Below are 22,423 nucleotides of genomic sequence, written 5' to 3' on the forward strand. Positions count from 1 at the left end.
GCGCGGAATTTTCCAGCGTCGTCGGACTTGCTGCAGGTGCCAGTCATGGTTAAACGCTCGATTGCCCTTCATCAGCACACGCCGGCATTACAGTTGGTGGATCCACGCGGGTTGCCTGTGGGGTCAATTGCGCTATGCCGTACGAGTAGCGATATCGAGCCGCAAATCCGTACCAGCCATGCGTCCTTCGACATGGCGGGGCGACCTGTCAGCTGTTGGGACCCGCGCCTGTGGGCTGATCGGGCAACCGCCAATCTCAGCGTCATTCATTCGCTCAGCGGTCAGGTTCTGGCCAGCGACAGCGTGGACGCGGGCTGGCGGGTTTTGTTGGCGGGTGAGGCCGGGCAGGTTCTGAAGGCCTGGGATGCTCGGGGCATTGTGCGACGTACGGGGTATGACGCGCTGCTAAGGCCCATCGAGGTTTTTGAAGATGGACACTGCGTCGAGCGTCTGCTTTATGGCGGCCCTGATTCGACTGATCACAACCAGTGTGGTCAGTTGATTCGTCATGACGATCCGGCAGGTACGCGGCTTGACGATGAGTTCGGTCTTTCCGGAAGTGTGATCAGTCAAACGCGGCGCTTCCTGCAAAACCTCGACGAGCCTGACTGGCCCGAGTCACTGACCGGGCGCGATGCCTTGCTGGAGCTTGGCGAAGGGGCGACTACTCGCTGGCGCTACAACTCCGTGAACGAAACTCTCCGGCAGACCGATGCGCAGGGCAATGTTCAGTGTCTGGGTTACACCGTTGCAGGGCAGCTGAAAGACAGTCGTTTACAGCTCAACGGTCAAGCCGAACAGGTTCTGGTCAGTGCCATTCAATACGATGCACAGGAGCGGGTGGTGTCGGAAACGGCGGGCAACGGAGTGATGAGCACGGCGCGGTATGACACTGAAGACGGCCGTTTGCTGGCGTTGAATGCCACGCGTAGTAATGGGCAGTTGTTGCAGGATTTGCGTTACGACTATGACCCGGTCGGTAATGTAATCCGTGTCGATGATTTTGCTCTGCCAGCCATCTCCAAAGGTCAGCGCATCGACTCGGTTTCGACCTATCGATACGACACGCTTTATCAACTGATCGAAGCCTCGGGCAGGGAATGGGCAGTCGTTAATCACGGCCCGGTGCTGCCTGGTTTCCAGAGTCCTGCCGATCCTTCGACGCTGGCTGATTACACGCAGACGTATCGCTACGATGCCGGCGGCAACTTGCAGCAGCTTACCCATACAGGCACGCAGTCCCATTCGCGCACGCTGGTCACCGCGCATTACAGCAACCGCAGTCTGCCGGTGATCAATGGCCACATACCTGACGAAGCAGAAATTGCTGCTGCCTTTGATGCCAACGGTAATCTGCTCGCACTGCAAGCCGGGCAAGACCTGAGCTGGGACCGACGCAACCAGTTGCAGCACGTGCGCCCCGTTATTCGTGACAACGGCATGGACGACAGCGAACGCTACAGCTACGACGCCAGCGGCCAGCGCCTGCGCAAGGTGCGTACCACGCAAGCCAAAACCATGACCCATACGGCCGATGTGCGTTACCTGCCCGGTCTTGAAATCCGTACCGATACGGCCACTGGCGAAACCCTGCACGTTGTTGTAGCCCAGGCCGGGCGCAATAACGTGCGCGTGCTGCATTGGGCGTCTGGCAAGCCCGACGCGCTTGAAAATGATCAGACTCGCTACACCCTGAACGACCACCTGGGGTCCGGCACGCTGGAACTGGATGGGCAGGCGCAGCGTATCAGCCAGGAAAGTTATTACCCGTTCGGCGGCACGTCATGGTGGGCGGGGCGCAATGCGATTGAGGCGAGTTACAAGACCGTGCGTTACTCAGGCAAGGAGCGCGATGCGACAGGGCTTTATTATTACGGTTTGCGGTATTACGCGCCGTGGTTACAGCGCTGGATCAATCCGGACCCGGCCGGTCTTGAGGACGGGCTTAATCTATACGGTATGTTGAGAAACAACCCGCTCACGTTCATCGACGCGGTGGGAGGAGTCGCTGAAATTCCCAAGCATATTCACTACATCTGGTTGGGCGCTGCTGAACCGCTGATGGAGCACCTGGAAGGGATTAAAAACACTTCTGTGCTGAATCCCGACTATCAGTTGACGCTGCATCTGCATCTGGACCTGCGAAAAGGTGATGAAACGGAAATAGCCTCAGCGCTGCGCGGGCGAAAAAACGTCCATATTTCCGACCTCAGGGAAGAGGAATTTTTCAGAAAATTCCAGAAAACACCGTCATACGAGATTTATAAGGATTTATAAGGATTTGTATGGGGATGACCCTCGACACTACTCGGCAGCCAGTGACGTGCTTCGCTACAGCTTGATCAACCATTATGGCGGTATTTATTCGGACACGGATGACATGTTCAAGCGCGGTGTCATGGATACCGATTTCATTACCAAGCCCAAGAGGATTTTCACGATGCGCCCGACGGACACACCTTGGAACCGGGATGAAATCGTGATTAACAATAACTCGTTCGCGTCACCTGCCAACAATCCGGTGCTGAGCACTTTGGAAAAGGAGATCGTCGACCGGTACAGCGTTTATCGTGAGACGGGCCTTGGCGAAGTGCTCAGTAGCACCGCCGATGTGAACGACAGGATGAGAATCGTTTCTGCTGTCACGGGGCCCAGGGTGTTCACAGAGGTATTGCTTAAAGAAGGGCGCGGGCTAAGCAAGCTGTTTACAACGATGATCGATCACCATATTAAAGGTAAACCATTAAAAAACCCGAAGCGTTATCAGGCAGAAGCCCAAAAAAGAATGCCACTCTCGAACTTCATAAAAATGGGAGGCAGCCACTCATGGCAATAGCGCCGGTGAGGCCGTATGAGCGACCTGAATATGAGAGCAAGCTGTTACAGGGCAATGATGTTTGGGACTCAAGGTAAAAAGCCCCCGGCAATAATGTGCGCATGACACTGCGCAAAGAATTACCGAGGGCTGTTTCACTTGCAGCTAAAAGCGTCTGTTACCGAGCAATCGTCTGTGTCTTCACACCCGCTTCCAGCGCGTTCGAACGACCGTAGATGTCTTCGAAACGCTCGATGTCGTCTTCGCCCAGGTAGCTGCCCGATTGCACTTCGATGATTTCCAACGGGATCTTGCCTGGGTTGCGCAGGCGATGGACCGAGGCGATCGGGATGTAGGTGGACTGGTTTTCAGTGAGCAGGAACACGTTCTCGTCACAGGTGACCTGCGCAGTACCGGATACCACGATCCAGTGTTCGGCGCGGTGGTGGTGCATCTGCAGCGACAGGCAGGCGCCCGGCTTGACGGAGATACGCTTGACCTGGAAACGACCGCCCATGTCCACCGAATCGTAGGAGCCCCACGGACGGTACACTTCGAGGTGGTTCTGGGTCTCGGTGCGGCCCTGTTCGTTCAGGGTGGCGACCATCTGTTTGACGCCCTGGACCTTGTCCTTGTGGGCAATCATCATCGCGTCCTTGGTTTCGACGACCACGATGTTGTCCAGGCCGATCACCGAGACCAGTTTGCCGTTGCCGTGGATCATGCAGTTGCGGCTGTCCTGGATAACGACGTCGCCCTTGGTGACGTTGCCGTTGGCGTCCTTTGCGTTGACTTCCCACAGCGACGACCAGCAGCCGACATCGCTCCAGCCGGCCGACAGCGGTACAACGCAGGCGCGCTGGGTTTTTTCCATGACTGCGTAGTCGATGGAGTTGTCCGGGCAGCAGGCGAAGGTCGAGGAGTCGATTTCAAGGGCGTCGCCGTCCTGTACGCTGCGCTCGAGGGTCAGCAGGCAGGTGTCGTAGATGTCCGGATCGTGCTTTTTCAGTTCTTCGAGGAAGCGGCTGGCGCGGAACAGGAACATGCCGCTGTTCCAGTAGTAACCACCGGCTTCGACGAATTCCTTGGCGCGTTTTTCGTCAGGTTTTTCGACGAACTGCGACACGCGGCTGACGCCTTCGGGCAGCAGGGCATCGGCGGTGGACTTGATGTAGCCGTAGCCGGTTTCCGGCTTGTTGGCCGGTACGCCGAACAGCACCATTTCGCCGCGTTCTGCGGCGACGGTTGCCAGTGCCAGTGCGCGTTGCAGGGCTTTCTGGTCTTCGATGACGTGGTCGGCTGGCAGCACCAGCATCAGGCCGTCATTGCCTTCGTTGACCAGCTTCATGGCGGTCAGTGCAACGGCGGGTGCCGTGTTGCGGCCGAACGGTTCCATGAGGATCGCCTGGGTTTCCAGGTTCAGCGCACCGAGTTGCTCGTTGACGATGAAACGGTGGTCCTTGTTGCAGACCACGATAGGCTCCTGCATGCCCTCGAACACCAGACGCTCCAGGGTTTGCTGGAACAGGGTGTGCTCGCCGGTCAACGCCAGGAACTGTTTAGGGAATTGTTTACGCGAAAGCGGCCAGAGTCGTGAACCACTACCGCCTGACAAGATAACTGGAATCATTTTGTTTCTCCAAAAGCATTCAATTAGGGCCGTACGAGGTGTCTGTCGTTTCTGTCTTGTTCTTGTTCCGCGCTGGCCGGTTCAGTGCTGATGCCCTGAACCGACCGGCATAATCCGTTTAGCGGGTAGCGACCGGTGGCTTGACCCACACTGGCGAGAGGCTGCTGCCACTGCCGGTGATGTAGAGCACAGCGGCTTCGCCACGCTCCAGTGCCACAGGTTTCACATCGGTGACTTTCTTGTCGCCGTCGTACAGCGCCAGGCTGACCTTGACCGGGTTGATTTCACGCTCGCCGGTGCCTTTGGCCGCTACAGCCTTGACCACGTCGGTCTTGCCATCAGCGGTTTTCAGGGTCAGGGACTTGTCGCTCAGGTTCTGCACACGAACCAGGGATTTCTGCTTGTTCTTGAACGGTGGCTCTTCGACCAGCTGTGGCTTGCCGCTGGCGTTGTTGACGATGGTGTAGTAGTGATCACCCGCCAGTTTCACCGGCAGGCTCTGGCTGCCCAGCTTGGCGGTGTAGTCGCCCTGCGGCATGAAGCTGAACGCAGTGCTGCCCAGTGGCGCCACTTCGTTGAGGTTGGTGTTGCCGACGGTGGCGCTGATTTCGGCGTTGCTGGCGTTGTAGACACGCACGAAGGTCGAGCCTTTCGGTGCGGTCGGGCCGTACAGGGCGGAGTCACCGGCGAAAGCCTGCAGGGACATCAGGCCCAGACCTGCGGCCATTGCGCAGGTTTTGAACAGGCGTTTTGCGGCCGAACGGTTGGCAGTAGTGTTGAAAGTCATGAGTCAGTCCTCTCAGTTTTGCGCCCGGTTGGGCGACTCGGATTGTTTGGCGTTGAGCGCCACGTTTTCTTGGGTGTCACGCGATTTCTTCAGCTCGGCGATCCACTTCGGATCGAACTCGCCAAGATCGTTGTGTGCCGGCAGGTAGCGCTCCGGGAATTCCCAGATCACCACTTGCGGCGGGGTGTTCTTGAAGGCATCGGTCTGCAGGTACTTGAGCATCGGCAGGATCGGGCCATGGCCGTCTTCGGCGTAGTTGACGACATCGCTGCGCAGCGCTTCTTTCAAGGCACCGACGAAGTTCCAGTTAGGGTTGGCGCTGTAGCTGGTGCCCACCAGACCCACCGGGATGTCGCTGTCTGCGAACAGTGCGTCACCGCCTGCCGCTTCGCCTGCTACCGGATCGGTGCTGCGTTTCTGCAACTCGTCCGGCTTGGGCAGCATGTTGCTGAACAGCGGATCGAGCGGCAGGAATGTAGTCAGGTCACCCTTGTAGGCTTCGGTTCCCTTGGCTTGTGTGACGAACTGCTCAGGTTCGCCTTCCAGTGGTGTTTTCTGGGCAATCGCGGCGCTCAGTTGCTGCGCGGCGACTTCGGCACCCATTGGCGTCCAGTGGGTGTCGGTGCGCAGGAAGACCTGGCCCTGTTGCTTGGCAGCTTGCAGCGGCGCGAGCAGGTCAGGGGCAAAGATCCCGGCCTTGGCCACCTGAGCGTGGAACTGCTGATACAGGTCGGTGTGCAGGCTGGCAGGCTTGCTGTCACCGATGTGTTCCGGGTACAGACGGGTCTTCGCCGGAACGATCGCCAGGACCAGTTTGGTGCCCTGTTTTTCCAGCGCGTCACGCACACCCTGAATGATCGCCAGGTTGTCGGCTTCGTTTTGCTCGCCGTTGGCAACGGCGTCGAATTCTTCGTCGGTGTACAACCACTGGTCCTTGCCGAGCACGACGCCCGGACGACCTTCGTTGAACAGTTTGAAATCCAGCGCCGCCCAGAGGTTGGTGCCCAGACGCTTGATCGGGAACTCATCGTCGTAATGAGTTTCCGCCGCCTTGGTCCACTTGCCGTTGAGCACAGTGGTTTCCGCCGACGTCGAGAAGGTGCTGAAACTGCGCAGCGACCAGATCCCGAGGGCCAGCAGAATGCCCAGAAAGAGGGCGATATAGAGGATTCGTAATGAACGCGTCATGTCAGGCTCCTCAGAACTGGAAGTAAAGGAACGGCGAGAAGCTTTGCGCCGAGAGTTTGAGAATCGAAGCCACGAACAACAGCAGGATCAGTGCGCGCATGGCGTAACGTGGCCAGTCGGCTTCCCAATAGGCCGGTTGCACCTGAGCTTCGCTGCCCACGGTGTAGCCAGGCATGTGCAGGCTGCCGGGTGCGTCGCCAGGAACGGCCTTGATGGTGCCCGGTTGAGCGGTCGCAGGACCGTCGGCCTTGGTGCTCTTGCCGGTGTCTTTTTCGCGATTCTGGTAGAAGTCGCGCAGACCGAAGAACGCCAGCGTCAGATAAGCCACCACCAGTGTTGCCACTTGCAGACCGGTCAGGCTGGCGCGGTTGAGTTCCGAAAGCTGCCACTCGCCGAAGCTGAACATGGCGCCGTACATACGACCGGCGACATGCAGGTTTTCAGCGCGGAAGATCACCCAGCCGATGATCACCAGGAGGAAGGTCAGTGCCCAGCGGATCGGGTTGAAGCTGTAGGGTTTGGTGTTGATACCGACCGCTTTTTCGATCGCCAGCCACATGCCGTGCCAGGCACCCCAGATGATGTAAGTGACGTTGGCACCGTGCCACAGACCGCCGAGCAGCATGGTCAGGAACAGGTTGCGGTAGGTCGCGACCTTGCCGCCACGGTTGCCGCCCAGGGTGATGTAAAGATAGTCACGCAGCCAGGTGGACAGGCTGATGTGCCAGCGACGCCAGAACTCGGTAATCGACTGGCTGATATAGGGCTGTTTGAAGTTTTCCATGAAGCGGAAACCCATCATCAGACCCAGACCGATGGCCATGTCGCTGTAACCGGAGAAGTCGAAGTACAGCTGCGCGGTGTAGGCCAGCGCACCCAGCCAGGCGTCGCCGGTGGTCGGGTTCTGCAGAGCGAAGCAGTGGTCGGCGACCACGGCCAGGGTGTCGGCGATGAACACTTTCTTGATGAAGCCCTGCATGAAGCGCGTGGCACCTTCAGAGAACTTGTCCAGCGTGTGGGTACGGTTGTTGAACTGGTCGGCCAGATCACGGAAACGCAGCACGGGGCCGGCGATCAGGTGCGGGAAGATCGCGACGAATGCAGCGAAGTCGATCAGGTTGCGCGTGGCCGGGGTGTCGCCGCGATAAACGTCGATGATGTAGCTGATGGACTCGAAGACATAGAACGAGATACCGATCGGCAACAGCACGTGAGTCAGGATGAACGGTTCCAGACCCATCGAGGTCATGGCTGCGTTGATGCTGTCCACGCCGAAGTTGGCGTATTTGAAGTAGCCCAGAATGCACAGGTCTACAATCACGCCAAGCAGCAACCACTTCTGTGCCGGCTTGGTCCGCACACCTGCTGCGCCCACCTTGAGACCGATCCAGTAGTTCCAGACGGTCACGCCGATGAACAGCGCCAGAAAGTCCACTCGCCACCAGGCGTAGAAGATATAGCTGGCAATCAGCAGCAGCAGATTGCGATAGCGTTGCCCGCTCAGATAGTACAGGCCGAGGAAGATCGGCATGAACAGGAACAGGAACACGTTGGATGAGAAAACCATCCTTATCTCTCCGTTTGTCCAACATTCAAGGGCTCAAAGCCCCCCCAAACCCCCCGTTGAAATTGGGGGGTAAAACACGTCGCGTTACGACTTGTCGGTGAAGCAGCTCAGGCGAGGTCCGGTCTTACGGATTTAGCGCCTGGGCGTGCCTCTTCGCGAGCAAGCTCGCTCCCACAAAGAACTCTGTGAATCACGAACCGTCGTTATCGTCCTTGTCGCCTTTCTCGTGCGAGGGGTCGTAGACCTTGGTCAGGTCACCGCCCAGGCGGAACGTCTTGAACGGCTGCTTTTCGTGTTTCTCTTCCAGCACATCCGGGCTGCAGGTGTAGAGCGAGCAGTACGGTTCGAGCCAGGCGAATTTCGGATCTTTCTTCAGGTCCGTCATGTCCTGTTTCTCGCCGTTGTGTTCAGCGAAAATCGAAGGGTCTTTGACGCCGGCCAGAACCCGGTCACCCAGACGCTTCAGGGCACCATTGTTTTCCGGACGCAGGTCCACGCCGTTGGCCTGGGCGAAGCTGGCAATCATCGCGAGCGGTGGCAATGCGTAGTTGTGATACGACAGTGCACGCTGACGACGCTTCATCTCGTTGGGCAGGAAACCGTCCTTGTCCACTTGATTGGCAGCGACCTTGTATTCCTTCACGGCCCAGTCGAACAGGTCCTGACGATTGGTGGCGACAGCGGTTGCCATCACTGACCAGGCAGCCCAGTACGAGTGGTTGTTGATTTTTTCCAGCGGCAGATTGCTCCAGTCGCTGACCACCTGATCGGCCAGTTTGCTGAACCAGGTCTCGATGATCTTGGCGTCCTGCTGACGGTTGGCCAGCGGGTGCGACTCGGAGAACTTCAGACGCAGGTAGGCGGAGGACATGCTGCCCAGTGCCCATTTGCGCATGGATTTACCGGTGTGGTTGAACTCGCGCGACTCCAGCGCATCGGCCTTGGCCCAGGTGGTCATCATGTTCAGCGCGCAATCGAGTTGTTCCGGACGACCGTCGCGCATGTACTGCATCACGACTTTGCTGACGCCACGCTCAAGGGTGGTGATGTCCTTGGTCGCATCGCGGAACGCTTCTTCGGATACCGCATTGAGCGTTGCACGTGCCTTGTCCGAACCCTCGTACTTGCTGCGGAAGACCAGCTTGTCGGTGTAGGGCTTTGGAATGGCTTCACAGCTGAAGTTGTGATCGCCAGTCTTCATTTTTTCGATCGGGGCGTCATAGCCCTTGGGTGGAACCAGTGCGGCGGACGCGCCCGTGGCCCAGGCCATCGATGACAGGATTGCCATCGACAGCAGGGTAGGGCGTATCAGTTTAGGAGTCTGCATAAGTCACCTCATAGTCCGGCTTGAGCGGTGTGTGTCGCAGCGCTCGGGAACACGTTGCGTTTGCATACTTTGGCTTCGACTTTTTGTGGTGCCGTGCCTGCTTCCGGTCCCTGGATTTCCAGCGCCAGCAGTTGCTGGTTGGCCCAATCCTCATCCTCGCGCAATTCAAAGGCGAAGCGTCCATCGGTGTCTGACGTTTCCGGTTTCTCGATTTTCAGATCCTCGTGGCGACCGTTCATGTACCAGAGCCTGGCCTGAAGGACTTTCACCGAGGTGTCGTCAAACTTGATGTCGATCTGATTGCTGCCGTTGCGAATGTCCTTGATGCCATTCTTGCCGTTGACCAACACTTCGTTGGTGCCCGGCTTGAGGGTGGTGCTGGCGCTCATGACGGCAGGCTTGCCTTCACAGCCGTTGTCCAGCAGCGACATCATCTGGCGATAGATGGTCTCCTGATCCAGGCGATACAGTGGCGAGAATTCCCAGATGAGAATTTTCGGCGGACGCTTCTGGAAGTCTTCGCTGCCCAGGTACTGCAGCATCGAACCTTCCAGGCCACCACCAGGGAACGCCACGTTCAACACGTCAGCGCCCATGTATTCCTGCAGGAAGCCAGCGAAGTTGTAGTTCTTGCCGCTGTGGCTGGTACCGACCAGGGTGATTTCCGGGTTACCGGAATCGCCGAACAGGTCGCCGTCGCCCGCCTCACCCTTGGGCTCGGTGGTGAACTGGTCCATGTACTGGATCGCGTAGCTGGTGCCGCACAATTGACCCGCCATATTGTGCAAAGTGCCCGTCTTGCCCATGCGTCCGGAAATATGGCTTTCGAACTCACGCTTGGGGATGTCGCTGTAACCCGGAACTTTCTTCACGGTTTCGGCAACGATCTTCGCCGTACGCTGCGCGCCATACGGCGTCCAGTGCTGGTCACCGCGGAAGTAGAAATCATGCGCCTGCTGCTCGTTGGTCAACGGCGACAGGTCAGGGACCCAGTAGCCCATCTTGCTGAAGCGACCGAGCATGGCCTGATAGTTTTTCAGCGCCTTGTCGTAGTCGAACTTGTCGCGTTCGGCCGGGAACAGCTTGTTGCGATCCACCAGACCACGGGTCGGCTGATACACCACGACCAGCTCGACGCCTTTGCTCTTGAACGCATCGTGCAGTTCTTTCATGCGGCGATAGCCGGCAGGCGTGGTATCGAACTCGGTGCGCAGGTCTTCCTGAGTCCGGAACAGCCAGTCGCCCTGCGCCTGGACCAGCGTGGTGAAGTTCTGCTGATAGCGCGTGGTGTAGTTTTTCGCGTCATGCGCGGCCGGGCACAGCGAGCAGCAAGGCTCGGCCTTGAACGTCGGTGCTTGCGAGTCGTCTGCCCGAGCGACACCCGCAGCGGCCATCAAGGCGGCGGTGAGGCTGGACAGGCTCAACAGCTTGATCAGATGTGCGTGCATAACAATACCCTTCCTCATTCCCGCAGCTCGGTCTGGCTTTCGACGGGGTCGATCAATACGGCTTTCTTCTGGCGTACCAGCAGGTCGAGGATTTCGTCCTGGCGCTCACCGAGGACGCCGTTGAGGCTGATACCGACTTCTTTGGTAGGCATCAGCATCGAGACGCGATACAGCTCGACACTCAGTGGCGAGTCGATGGACAGCGGGCCGGAGCCGTTGCTGGACAGTTCGCCGCCGACCATGATCAGCGAGACCTGAGCGTCGAACGGATCGAGCTCAATGTCGCGGTCGGTGTCGCTCAAGTCCTTGATGTGGCCGTAAACGCCCATCAGGCCGTTGCCCATGGCGACGTTCTCGTACAGCTTGATGTTCACACTGTTACGCACGCGGATACCGTGGCGGCGGTTGGCGATCACGCGATTGCCCCACAGCAGGTTGTTGCCGCTTTCGTACAGGGTGATGCCGTCGGTGTGGTTCTGGTAAATCTCGTTGTAGGCGACGATGTTGCCGACGCTGTTACGGTCCAGAACCACGCCGGACAATTTGTTGTTGTGGCTCTTGTTGCGGAAGATGAAGCTGTTGTCCACTTCCCGGGAAATGATGATCCCGTGCTTCTTCTTGGTCCCGTAAACGTCGTTTTCGGCGATGATCAGACCGTGCGAACGGTCGTGCGGGTCAATGCCGTAAATGATGTTGTCGCGGTAGGTGTTGCCCTTGACCACGAAGTCGCGGGTTTCATAGCAGTAGAAGCCGTACCACATGTCCGAGAACTCTGAATCGATGATCCAGCCCGTCGGTTCGGGACGCTTGAGCACCTTCGCGGTGTTGGGCGTGTACTGGGAAATACTGATGCCGTAGGACTTGCTCTGGTCGTAGCCCATGCTCGCCATTTTGGTATTGGCGATCCAGGTTTCCGAGCCACCCCAGGTCAGCAGGAAAGGACGAAACTCGTCAGGCTTGCGATAGGTCGCCAGGCCGTTGCGGGTTTCACTCCAGGCGTTGACCTGAGTGTGAGTGATCAGCATCTTGCCTTCACTGACGATGAACGAGCCCTTTTCCTGAGACAGACGCAATTCCTTGGTCTTGCTGTCGATCTCGAAGGTCCCGGTTTCCTTGATCAGGATCGGCAGGCGCGCCACGTAGACACCTGGCGAGACTTCGTTGAGGAACTGCTTGGGCACCTTCCTGGCCAGGTCCTGCAGGTTCACGTAGCCGTCGGAAATCATGATGGCCTGCGGGATACCGCGCTGACGGTTCACCCATTCGGCCATCTTGTTGTCACCGCCGATGAATTCCTTCAGGCCGGTTTCTTCCATCATCCGCGAAACAGTGACCTTGCCCGGCTTGTTGCGCACGATCTTTTTCAAGGCGGCTTCGGCGGTGTAGCCCTTGAGATCGGGCAGCACCGGATTGGCCATTTCCAGCGGCTCGGTCGGCGGGCTGGTGATGGTGTAGGTCTTGGCCTGGTGCAACTCCTTGACCACCGCCTTCTGTGTGTCGGGTACGACAGGCGCGTTGGCCAGCGCCACACCGCTGGCCATCAGCAGGGCGCTGGTCAGCAGTGCGCTTTCGAGCAGGGCGTGCGGCCAGTGTCGGCTACGCCCGTTGCTTGTATGACTGTTCATCTCTGGCACTCCTTTGGCGGTTCGCATCAGAAGCGCCAGATGACGTCGACAACAGCGCGGTGCATGTAGCTGTCCACGTTGCTCTGATACGCGTCGCCTGGCTTGAAGACACCTGCGCGCAGGCGCACCAGTGCCGAAGGTTCATCGAACGACTGGCTCAACGAGGCTGGCAGCAGGCCTTGCTTGAAGTACTTGGTCACGACCAGGTCCATTTCCTGACCCAGGTCCTTGCTGCCGTCTTCCAGTGGCAGCGAGCTGAACGTACCGTTCTGGTTGTCGCTCACCGCGTTGATGCCCGAGCCGCCGATACCGGTGTTGCCGTCCACGCGACGGAACTTGTGGTAGATCAGCGACGCGTCGTATTCCTCGTTCATCTGCCAGGAGGCGAACAGCGAGCCGGTTTCCACGTTGGCCATTTCGCCCTGGAAGGCTTCGCCGAAGCGATGGATGCGCGAGCGTGTACCGGTCCAGTTGGAGCGGTTACTTTCCAGACCGTTCTGGACGTAGTCCTTGCTGGCGCGCGAGTAGGCGGCGCCGACTTGCCATTGCGGGTCCAGGCGCAGGCGCAGGCCCAGGTCGGTGGCCCAGCCATTCATGTCACGGCTGTTCTTTTCGCCTGCAATGAACTGGTCGTTGGGAGCGGAGGTCACGCCGATTTCGTCGCGCGTTCCGTTCAGCCAGGTCAGGCTGCCCCAGTAGTTGAGCTGATTGGTGTTGCTGCGATAGTTGTAGGCATCGCTGTCAGCCTGCAGGCCGACCCAGGTCAGATCGCCATTGGAGGTCTTGTCCAGATCATCTACCACCTGGCCCTGAGACTTGAGCTTGCCGTCGTCAGCGCTGTGGTGAGCGCGGATACCGGCCCAGTTGCCCGGTGTCCACTGATAACTGACCGAGCCGAACAGGTGCTTGCGATCTTCGTCGTCAGGTGCCAGTTCGGTCAGGTCGGTGCGGTATTCGCTGAAACGCTGGGCAGCACCCAGTTCAGCGCGCAGCAGTGTGGTATCGAACGACCAGTTGATGGCCTCGATGTTAGTGTCGTGCCATTGACCGTCGTCGTTGCGCAGACGCTGACGACCGACTTTCAGGATCTCGCCGGGGTAGGGCGTGAAACCGCTGTAGCCGATCCAGAATTCACGCAGTGCCGCGTAGGTCTTGTCGGCTTCGCGCTCGCTGGCAGTGCCACGCGAGGTCTGCGTGCCGCTGCCGTCGCTGTTGCTCTGCTCCAGCGGGTCGGTCTGAATGATGTCGGTGGCGGTGACCACCTGGCCCATTGCGTAACCGCTCCAGTCGCCGCGCTCGCCATAGACCCAGGGACGCAGGTCCAGGCCCACACCGTTGACGTCGCCGCCCGAACGGGTGCCCAGATCGCGATCATCCTCGGCCTGCGCCGTGGCTTTGATTTCGATACCGAAATTTTGCGGTTGTTCGGTCAGCGCTGCCAGCGTCGGGCAGGCCCACAACAGGGTGAAGCCAAGGCCCATGCCGGCGGCCATCAGGGGATTCAACTTCATAATGCTTCCTCACCGTCTTTTTCTTCTTGCAGGGCCTGCAATGCCATCGCGTTCTGAGTGGCGTTAGCGCCCCGGACTTTTTGCTCGCGTGCCAACAGGTCTTTGGCGGTGGCGAGCTTTTCAGGCGGCAGTTGTGTGTTGAGGGCCTCGGCAAGCTCGGTCGCTTGCGGGGTCTGACTGGCCAGCGCCAGTTGCGCGAACACCCAGGCGTTAACCGGGTCGGGCATAGTGCCCTTGCCCTGCGAGAACAGCTGCGCAAGGGCGAAGTCGGCGCTGTTCTGGCCACCACGGGCGGCGGTCAGCAGCTCGTCCACGGCTTTTTGCGAGTAGACCTGGCCCAGGTAGCCGCGACGGTAGATCTGACCCAGGTAGTAATGGGCCGAGATTTCCGTTGCGGTGGCTTTCTTCAGGTGCTCCTCGGCCTTGACGGCATCGGGCGTGACCCATTTGCCCTCGTAGTACAGGCGTCCAAGCAGCAGCTCGGCGCGCGGCTGGTCAGCCGCACGGCCGTTGTTCAGGTATTCCATCATCTTGTTGACGTCGCCCAGTTCGGGGAAGTCGTAAAGCAGTTTGGCCAGCGTGACCCATGAGATCGGGTAGCCCGGCGCAACGCTTTCCAGCAATTGCTGAGCGGTCTTTTCGTCCGGTGTGCCGATGGTGGAGTCACCCAGTACGCGCGCGACGCTGTCCACTCGTTGGGCATTGACGCGGCCAGCGGCGTATTCGCTCTTGAGCTTTTCGATCAAGGCCGTGCGTTGCTCGGCCTGGCCGCGTGTCTGGTAGACAGTGGCCAGTTCGACGTAGCAGATATCCGTGGCCGACAGCGCCTGTTTGCAGATGCTCTCGACCTCATCGAGGTGTTGAGCATAAGTGCCTTGGGTGCGATACAGCAGCACCTGAGCCAGACCTGCTTCCGGATAACCGGCGGCGCGCCACTCGCTGATCTTCTGCTGCGCATTCACTTCAGGGAAGGTGTGCGGGTATTGCAGATACAGCATCGCCAGCGGGATCAGCGTGCCGGATTCGCCATTGGCGAAGGCCTTTTTCAGCAGGCCTTCGGCTTCGCGGTGTTCGGCTTCGGTCGCGTCGGGCTTGGCCGCCAGCAGACGGCCCAGACGCGACTGCGCACGAGGCGACGTCTCTGCTGCAGCGCGATAGGTCGCTTCGGCCTGCTTGAGCTGAGCCGGGTCGCGAGTCGCGACCTGAATATCAGCCAGGCCGACCTGCGCGTCGCTATAGCCCAGGTCCGCCAGCTGCCGATAGTTCTGCTCCGCCAATGCCGTGTCGCCGTTTTTCAGGGCTTCATTGGCAAGGCGTTGATCAGGCAGGCCGGCACAGCCGCTCAGGCCGAGCGCGACGGCGAGGCTCAATAGCGTGGGGGTCGACAGGCGTCGTAGTGGGCTGTTCATGGTTACAGACCCGCAGCCATGGCTTTATCGATCAGCCAGTTCACGGACGGGCCGCGATCGCTGACCACTTCGACAGGGCGACCGGCAAGCGAGCTGCTCAGGCTTTCGTCAGGCTTGATCTGCACGCGGATGTCGGTGGACAGGTCGGCGTCGCTCAGGTTGGTGCTGCTGACGATCTGACCGGTACGCAGTTTGTCTTCGCCAGCGATCTGGAAGCTGACACGTGTGCCTGGCTTGACGTCGTTGAACTGGCGATAAGTGAAGCGCGCTTCAACCGTAGCCGGCGCGTTGCGTGGCACCAGTTGGAAGATCACCTGACCCTTGGACGCGAACTGACCGTCGGCCACCAGTTGGCGAGCCACGACGCAATCGCACGGGCTGGTCATGGTGCCGCTCATCTGCTTGCCATACAGCTCTTCGATCTTGGCTGGCTGCAGGTCTTCACCGGTCAGGCTGCCCTTGAGCATTTCCAGCATGCTGGTGTTGAAGGACGCCAGTGGTGCGCCTTTGGCAGCTTCGCCGTTCTGGGCGACCAGGCTTTGCACGGTACCTTCACGCGGCATGGTCACGTCCATGCTTGGAATGGTGACCAAACCAGCCGATGCATGGCTGACGAAGTACAGGCCGTAGATCGTCTTGAAGATAAAACCGAAAGCGGCCAGACCGACAATGAACACGCCCAGGCTGAAGGTCACAGCGCGCAGGCGACCCATGGCGCTCATGCCGCCGTCCTTGCCCTTGACCTTGCGTGCCTTGGTGAAGTTGTCGCGCTGCAGGGTGGCCAGCACTTCGCCCAGGGTGACGACTTCGCCGGACAGGTGCGAGGTGATCAGGTGGCGCAGGGTAGCGATGTCCTGAGGTTCGAGGTTCTGGAACTGGCAACCGATGCGGTTGCTGGCGTTGTCGATCGAGCGCACTTGCAGGTCGACGTCCATGGCCAGGCCAAGGTTGTCGATGATGAATTGCAGGCGGCCCTTGACGATCTGACCTTCGCTGAATTTCTGCCCGGACGGAGCAACGAAACTCAGGCCGCCGGCCGACAGGTCTTCGATACGTACCAGTGGCGCGTTGGGCTGATCATTCAGCAGGCGCAGCTTGGCAGGGATCTTGATCCGCGCGTGTTGGCGCTGGGCTTCGGATTCATGTACGACGTTCGCATTCACGGCTGTATTCATGGCTATTTTTCCTACTTAAGCAATTAATCCGTTGGCCCGGTCAAACCATCGTCAACAGCACAGCGACGAAGATGGTGCCAGCCGAGAAAGTCATGGTTCGGGACGACCACGTGTTGAACCAGCCCTGAAAGCTGGCCATGTCGCGGCTTAGTTTGGTGTCCTGGCGAGTCCAGGACTGGCGGTCCAGGCGGAAGAAGACATAGATCTTCATCAGCGCGCCGACGATCTGGTTGTAATAGAGAATGATCGGGTAGGCAGGCCCGATCCTGTGTCCCGACAGGGACAGCAGCAGGGTGAGGATCAGGCGGGTCATGCCGATCCACAGCAGATACATCAGCAGGAACGCGCCGCCGTACTTGAAGCTGGCGATCAGGGCGACGGTCAGACCGAGAATGGAGGTCCACATCGACACACGCTGGTCGAACAGCACGATGCTGGTGAAGATCCCCAGGCGACGTACGCCCAGACCCAGTGCACGCGAGTTCTGACGCAGGTTGTTGCCGTACCAGCGATACATCAGCTTGCGGCTGGCTTTCAGGAAGCTCTTCTCGGGCGGGTGTTCCACGGTGTTGATCGCTGCGTCCGGCACGTAGAACGTGTCGTAACCCAGGCGCATCAGGCTGAACCAGCTGGACTTGTCGTCGCCGGTCAGGAAGCGGAAGGTGCCCAGACGCCAGTGATTGAGCGAGTCGCTTTCCACGTCGGCAATGAACTCGGGGTCGGTTACCACGGTTGCGCGGAACACCGACATGCGACCGGTCATGGTCAACACGCGTTTGGACAGGGCCATCGAGCACATGTTGATGTGACGCTGAGCAAAACGCAGCTTGTGCCACTCGCTCATGATGTAGCCGCCACGCACTTCACAGAACTCGTTGGTGGTCAGGCCGCCGACATTGTCGAACAGCTGGAACCACGGCACGGTCTTGGCGACCACACCTTCGTTGAGCACGGTGTCGCCGTCGATCACCGCAACCACCGCGCGGCTGTCGGGCAAGTGACGCGAGATGGCGCGGAAGCCATAGGCCAGACCATCGCGCTTGCCGGTGCCCGGAATGCGTACGAAGTCCAGCTTGACGCGCTCTGGCGGATTGAACTTGGCCCACATGCTCTTGACCAGCAGCTCATCGGACATTTCCACCAGCGAGCAGACGATCGTCGTCGGCAGGCCGCAGTCGATGGCTTCGCGGATAACCGAGTTGTAGACCTGTGCGGTGGTCAGCGCGTCGATACGGAAGCTGGTGACCATCAGAAACACATGGGACGGGTCTGCTGCACTGCCCAGCTTGCGAACCTTGCGGCGCAAGTGCGGGTAAACGATGTACAGGAAAATCATCCCGCGCACGAAGTGCGTGATCCCCATCGAGTAGCGCCAGATACCAACGGCGCCAATCAGGAATATAAAGTTCTTCGACTGTGAGTCGAAGATACTGGTAGGCAATGCCGCGGCAAGGCCCATGAGTAAACTTAAATAGAACAGCCAACCTGCGGCCTGTAACAGGCCGTGCTTGAGCCTCTGCATAATCGTATCCCTAAGTCAGTTGCGAGCCTCAAGCCCCAGGCTGCAAGCACATTGCTTGAGCCTGTGGCCTGGAGCCTGGCGCTTGTGGCTTGCGGCTGATTTACCAGCAGATACCTTCGGCACGACCGTCTTCGCTGGTGGCGTTGGCCATGAAGCCCACCAGATCGATGACGCGCTTGCCTTCAGGGGTCTTGTTGGCGAGGGCGCGGAAACGCTCATCGCGGTTGCCGAGGATGATGACGTCGGAGTCATTGATGACCTGGTCGAAGTCCGAGTTCAGCAGCGAGGAAACGTGCGGAATCTTGGATTCGATGTAGTCCTTGTTGGCACCGTGAACGCGTGCATATTCAACGTTGCTGTCGAAGATGCTCAGGTCGAAGCCCTTACCGATCAGCATTTCGGCCAGCTCTACCAGCGGGCTTTCACGCAGATCGTCAGTGCCGGCCTTGAAGCTCAGACCCAGCAGTGCAACCTTGCGGGTGTCGTAGCTGGCAACCATGTCGAAAGCGTTCTGCACTTGCGAAGTGTTACTGCGCATCAGCGAGTTGAGCAGAGGTGCTTCAACGTCCAGGCTGCTGGCGCGGTAGGTCAGGGCGCGAACGTCTTTCGGCAGGCAGGAGCCGCCGAATGCGAAGCCAGGGCGCATGTAGTACTGGGACAGGTTCAGCGCCTTGTCCTGGCAGACCACGTCCATCACTTCACGGCCATCGACGCCGACGGCCTTGGCAATGTTGCCGATTTCGTTGGCGAAAGTAACCTTGGTGGCGTGCCACACGTTGCAGGTGTACTTGATCATCTCGGCAACGGCGATGTCCTTGCGGATGATCGGTGCATCGAGTTCTTCGTACAGCGACTGCAGAACGTCGCCCGAGGCTTTGTCGAACTCGCCGATGACGGTCATTGGCGGCAGGTCGTAGTCCTTGATCGCAGTACTTTCGCGCAGGAACTCAGGGTTGACGGCGACACCGAAGTCAACGCCGGCTTTCTTGCCGGAGCAGTCTTCCAGAATCGGGATAACAACGTTGGCAACAGTGCCCGGCAGGACGGTACTGCGAATCACGATAGTGTGGCGGGTGGCTTTGTCACGCAGGACATAACCGATTTCGCGGCACACCGATTCAATGTAATCCAGTTCCAGATCGCCGTTCTTCTTGCTCGGCGTACCGACGCAGATCATCGACAGATCGGTGGCGCGAATGGCTTCGGCGAAGTCTGTAGTGCCGCGCAGTTTTCCGGTACTGATACCTTTCTGCAACAGCTCTTCCAGACCCGGTTCAACGATAGGTGACTTGCCGTTGTTGATCAGGTCGATCTTGGTGCTGGAAATATCCACACCCACTACTTCGTGACCGCGGGCAGACAGGCAACCGGCACAGACTGCACCGACATAACCCAAACCAAATATGCTGATACGCATCGTATTCTCCTCGATTTTTCACGCCATAGATTGGCTGGATATTAATTTTGGCCAGCAGATGTCACGCGCTATCCCTTACGGCTAACAACGCCGTAGAACTAACGCAGGCATATTTAATGAGTGAGTGCCCAAAACAAGTAAGGCGAACTCAAATGACACTATGTGCAAGCGGCAAGTAACCTGTCCTTTCGGTCAGGGCCCTGCTCTCCTTGGATGCAGTAAACCACTCCTGTTCGACGATTGACGGCGGACCTCGTTAAGCCTGCCTCTGGCGCTAGCCAGGGCCGTCCTGTTCGAATCCTGCGCGTCGCACCGGGCCGGTGCTTCGCCTGTCTACAACATCAACTAGTGATGTGAGTTTAGTTCTGGTACCTGACACCAGGGTCACGTGGACCTGGCTTCCTTGTCGGTAACTTCCCGTTCTTCAAGGCGACCTGTAAGTGATCTCTTACACGTCAGCCCAGAATTGTTACGGGATGTAGGAGCGTACGAATTCGCATTTAGTTCCTGGCCACTCGTCCTGATTTGCAGATTTTGGTGTATCCGTCTTGTGACATGAGCGGTATCGCGATGATGGCTTTTTTCTTAAAAGCCTCGACTTGCAAGGGGTGTAGCGGGGTGAGTACGAAAGTGCCACTACTGCAAAAAGCTGAAATGCCACTACTTAAAAAAATGGATTTTTTTTTAAGAAAAAAACGCACGTGAGTTGGGAGTCGAAAAGTTGACGTTTGTCTGGCGTCATGAAGTTGTCATTCGGTGTTGGATCGTAGGACAGGCCGTGTAACAGCGCTCTGTTACACGACGGTTACAGCAGTTAGTCTTCCGCGATGTTGCGCAAAAATACCAACTTGTCGGGGGTCGACTGTTCGCGGTTGTAACGGTAGCCCTGTACATCGAACGCTTGTAACGCCTGGGGATCGTTGATGCGCTCTTCTATAACGAAGCGGCTCATCATGCCGCGGGCCTTTTTCGCATAAAAGCTGATGATCTTGTACTGGCCGTTCTTGAAGTCCTTGAACTCGGTGTCGATGATCCGCGCTTTGAGCGACGAACGTTTGACGGCAGAGAAGTATTCGGTCGAGGCAAGGTTGAGCAGCAGGTCGTCGCCCTGGTCTGCCAGCGCTTCATTGAGCCATTCGCTGATCCGCGTGCCCCAGAAGGCATAAAGGTCCTTGCCGCGAGCGTTGGCCAGCCGGGTGCCCATTTCCAGGCGGTAGGGTTGCATAAGGTCCAGTGGGCGCAGCAGGCCGTACAGACCTGACAGCATGCGCAAGTGGCCCTGCGCGTAGTCTAGCTGCGCTTCGCTCAGCGTTTCCGCTTCCAGGCCCGTGTAGACATCACCCTTGAAGGCCAGCAGTGCCTGCTTGGCGTTGTCGAGGGTGAAGTCCGGGTTCCAGCTGCCAAAGCGTGCCGCGTTCAATCCGGCCAGCTTGTCGGACAGGTGCATCAGTTCGCTGATCTGCGCCGGCGTCAGTTCACGCAACTGGTCGATCAACTCCTGGGAATGCTCCAGGTACTGCGGCTGAGTGAAGCGGCCGGTCGTGGGCGGTGTCTCGAAATCGAGGGTTTTTGCCGGGGAAATCACCATCAGCATGAAGTCGTCTCCTTTTATCGTCCGGGGATTCTAGGGGCTGATAGCCTGCGACTCCAGCTATGGTGGCGATAGAGGTCGCCCGGATGGTGATGGCAGTCGCACCTGCGGCTTTGTATGCGCGCCGACATAAGAAGCCATGCGCATATCAGCTATAGTGGCGCGCTGGTCATGACGTTAATGGTTGATCGAGAGGGCATCGGGTTTGCGTATCGTTTTAGCAGTGTGTGCAGGTCTGTTCTGGCTTCAGGCGCAGGCGGCAGCGCCGGTCATTGCCACCATTGACCGCAGCGTCTGGCCTGAGCGGCTGGAGACGCCGGGGTTGTTCGACGTCGCGTCGCGTGCAGAGATCCTCGCCTTTGCCCACGAGCTGTACCTCAGCGAAAAGCTCGACGAGGAGGGCCTCAAGCAGCGCCTCGGCCTGCGCTTCGTCAACGTGCCGTCTTTGAATGTGGTTCGTCATCGGCTGTGGCTGCGCTTGCTGGAGAACTACCAGAACGCGCAAAAGAGCTGCGAGCAGGACGCCAATTTCTGTGTGCTGGTCGAGGACATGGACCAGTTGCGACAGCGCGCCGAGGAATATCAGGTATCCAACGATTCGTTCTACGCCAACTGGGCCAGACCCGGCGCCGCATTCCACCAGCGTTATCTGAACGAGCTGCTGTTCATGGCGGCGCTGTTTCCACAGACCAGCAGCGAGATCGAGCGTTACAACTCCGATGAGATGAGTGGCGACGAGATGCCGGATCGTACGTTCATGCTCAACTTCGAAAGTGGCCCGAGCCCGGCCGACGGTGGTACCGACTGGCTGGCCGACTTCATGCGCCAGCAGAAAATGACCGCCACCTTCTTCGTGCTGGGCAAAAGTCTTCAGGAGCGTCTCGAGAGCACGTCGGTTGCAGGTGTGCAGGCGCTGTATCGCCAGCAGTGTGTGGGCATTCAGGGCTGGGAGTACCGCTCGCACAGCCAGTGGCTGGACTGGCAGGACTCGGTGCGACGCAGCGCGGCACTGGTTCAGCAGGTGTTGCCGGACAACTTCGTGCCGCTGTTTCGCCCACCTTATGGTCATCGACGTGCCGACAGCGGCGACTTCTTCCGCGCCGAGCATTTGCGCGTGTCACTGTGGAATATCGACGCCGAAGACGACACCGGACGGCTTTCTGCGGAGCAGGTGGGCGACCGTGTACTGACCCTCATGCTGCTCTGGCGCAAAGGGACGGTGGTATTCCACGACGTGGCCAACAAGGCGCAGTCGGCGCTGCCATTGCTGCTGGCCAATACCGCGCAAAGCGAGTTGATCTGGGACGATTGCCGAAATATCTCTGAAGCGCCCGAGGAACAAGGGCTGCAGAGCAGTGAAGAGGCTGCGCCGGAAGGGGAATGAAGGCAGATTCGGCGTGGGCGGACTTCC

General features: G+C 58.7%; 16 protein-coding genes. 3 read left to right on the forward strand and 13 right to left on the reverse strand.

Features of this window, described 5'->3' with window-relative positions:
* Positions 1-45: 45 nt before the first annotated feature.
* Together P406_RS17050 and P406_RS29870 are read left to right on the forward strand one after the other, a co-directional pair.
* Positions 46-2,277 carry an RHS repeat-associated core domain-containing protein gene (locus tag P406_RS17050; protein WP_235810331.1) on the forward strand — a complete coding sequence of 744 codons (2,232 nt, stop codon included), beginning with the start codon at positions 46-48 and terminating at the stop codon, positions 2,275-2,277.
* Between the two features lie 4 nt (positions 2,278-2,281).
* Positions 2,282-2,836, forward strand: a complete 555-nt coding sequence (locus P406_RS29870) for a glycosyltransferase (protein ID WP_046236815.1) — start codon at positions 2,282-2,284, stop codon at positions 2,834-2,836.
* Between the two features lie 157 nt (positions 2,837-2,993).
* On the opposite strand, the gene P406_RS17060 is transcribed toward P406_RS29870, so the two are convergent.
* From P406_RS17060 to yaaA, 13 genes are all read right to left on the reverse strand, one after another.
* On the reverse strand, positions 2,994-4,445 hold the full coding sequence (locus P406_RS17060) for a mannose-1-phosphate guanylyltransferase/mannose-6-phosphate isomerase (RefSeq protein ID WP_046236816.1): 1,452 nt from the start codon (positions 4,443-4,445) through the stop codon (positions 2,994-2,996).
* A 118-nt stretch (positions 4,446-4,563) separates the two neighbouring features.
* A complete protein-coding gene (locus P406_RS17065; protein ID WP_003316943.1) occupies positions 4,564-5,232 on the reverse strand; it encodes an alginate O-acetyltransferase AlgF in 669 nt (222 codons plus the stop codon).
* A 12-nt stretch (positions 5,233-5,244) separates the two neighbouring features.
* Positions 5,245-6,420: an alginate O-acetyltransferase gene (locus P406_RS17070; RefSeq protein WP_046236817.1), complete on the reverse strand. Its 1,176-nt coding sequence runs from the start codon at positions 6,418-6,420 to the stop codon at positions 5,245-5,247.
* 10 nt (positions 6,421-6,430) lie between these two features.
* Positions 6,431-7,987, reverse strand: coding sequence for an MBOAT family O-acyltransferase (locus P406_RS17075; protein WP_003408871.1), 1,557 nt, complete (start codon positions 7,985-7,987; stop codon positions 6,431-6,433).
* A 190-nt stretch (positions 7,988-8,177) separates the two neighbouring features.
* Positions 8,178-9,314: a mannuronate-specific alginate lyase gene (locus P406_RS17080; RefSeq protein ID WP_046236818.1), complete on the reverse strand. Its 1,137-nt coding sequence runs from the start codon at positions 9,312-9,314 to the stop codon at positions 8,178-8,180.
* 8 nt (positions 9,315-9,322) lie between these two features.
* The gene (locus P406_RS17085) at positions 9,323-10,762 is read right to left on the reverse strand and encodes an alginate O-acetyltransferase AlgX-related protein (protein WP_003408874.1); all 1,440 of its coding nucleotides are present in this window, start codon (positions 10,760-10,762) and stop codon (positions 9,323-9,325) included.
* Between the two features lie 14 nt (positions 10,763-10,776).
* Positions 10,777-12,387, reverse strand: coding sequence for a mannuronan 5-epimerase AlgG (gene algG, locus P406_RS17090; protein WP_046236819.1), 1,611 nt, complete (start codon positions 12,385-12,387; stop codon positions 10,777-10,779).
* Between the two features lie 26 nt (positions 12,388-12,413).
* Complete coding sequence (locus P406_RS17095; protein WP_003408878.1) at positions 12,414-13,898, reverse strand: alginate export family protein; 1,485 nt, start codon at positions 13,896-13,898, stop codon at positions 12,414-12,416.
* Positions 13,895-15,307, reverse strand: coding sequence for an alginate biosynthesis TPR repeat lipoprotein AlgK (algK, locus tag P406_RS17100; RefSeq protein ID WP_003408880.1), 1,413 nt, complete (start codon positions 15,305-15,307; stop codon positions 13,895-13,897). Before algK ends, P406_RS17095 begins: the two co-directional genes overlap by 4 nt.
* A gap of 2 nt (positions 15,308-15,309) precedes the next feature.
* On the reverse strand, positions 15,310-16,482 hold the full coding sequence (locus P406_RS17105) for an alginate biosynthesis protein Alg44 (protein ID WP_046236820.1): 1,173 nt from the start codon (positions 16,480-16,482) through the stop codon (positions 15,310-15,312).
* Positions 16,483-16,522: 40 nt separating this feature from the next.
* Positions 16,523-18,004, reverse strand: a complete 1,482-nt coding sequence (gene alg8 / locus P406_RS17110; protein ID WP_002552255.1) for a mannuronan synthase — start codon at positions 18,002-18,004, stop codon at positions 16,523-16,525.
* Between the two features lie 100 nt (positions 18,005-18,104).
* The gene (locus P406_RS17115) at positions 18,105-19,421 is read right to left on the reverse strand and encodes a nucleotide sugar dehydrogenase (protein WP_046236821.1); all 1,317 of its coding nucleotides are present in this window, start codon (positions 19,419-19,421) and stop codon (positions 18,105-18,107) included.
* An 814-nt stretch (positions 19,422-20,235) separates the two neighbouring features.
* Positions 20,236-21,015 (reverse strand): peroxide stress protein YaaA, encoded by a 780-nt coding sequence (yaaA, locus tag P406_RS17120; protein ID WP_046236822.1) that lies wholly within the window; start codon positions 21,013-21,015, stop codon positions 20,236-20,238.
* A gap of 202 nt (positions 21,016-21,217) precedes the next feature.
* Between yaaA and P406_RS17125 the strand changes: the two genes are divergently transcribed.
* Complete coding sequence (locus P406_RS17125; protein WP_046236823.1) at positions 21,218-22,396, forward strand: polysaccharide deacetylase family protein; 1,179 nt, start codon at positions 21,218-21,220, stop codon at positions 22,394-22,396.
* Positions 22,397-22,423: the final 27 nt, after the last annotated feature.

Origin of the sequence: Pseudomonas syringae pv. coryli str. NCPPB 4273 (genome assembly GCF_000972175.1) — a bacterium.
GTDB lineage: Bacteria > Pseudomonadota > Gammaproteobacteria > Pseudomonadales > Pseudomonadaceae > Aquipseudomonas > Aquipseudomonas syringae.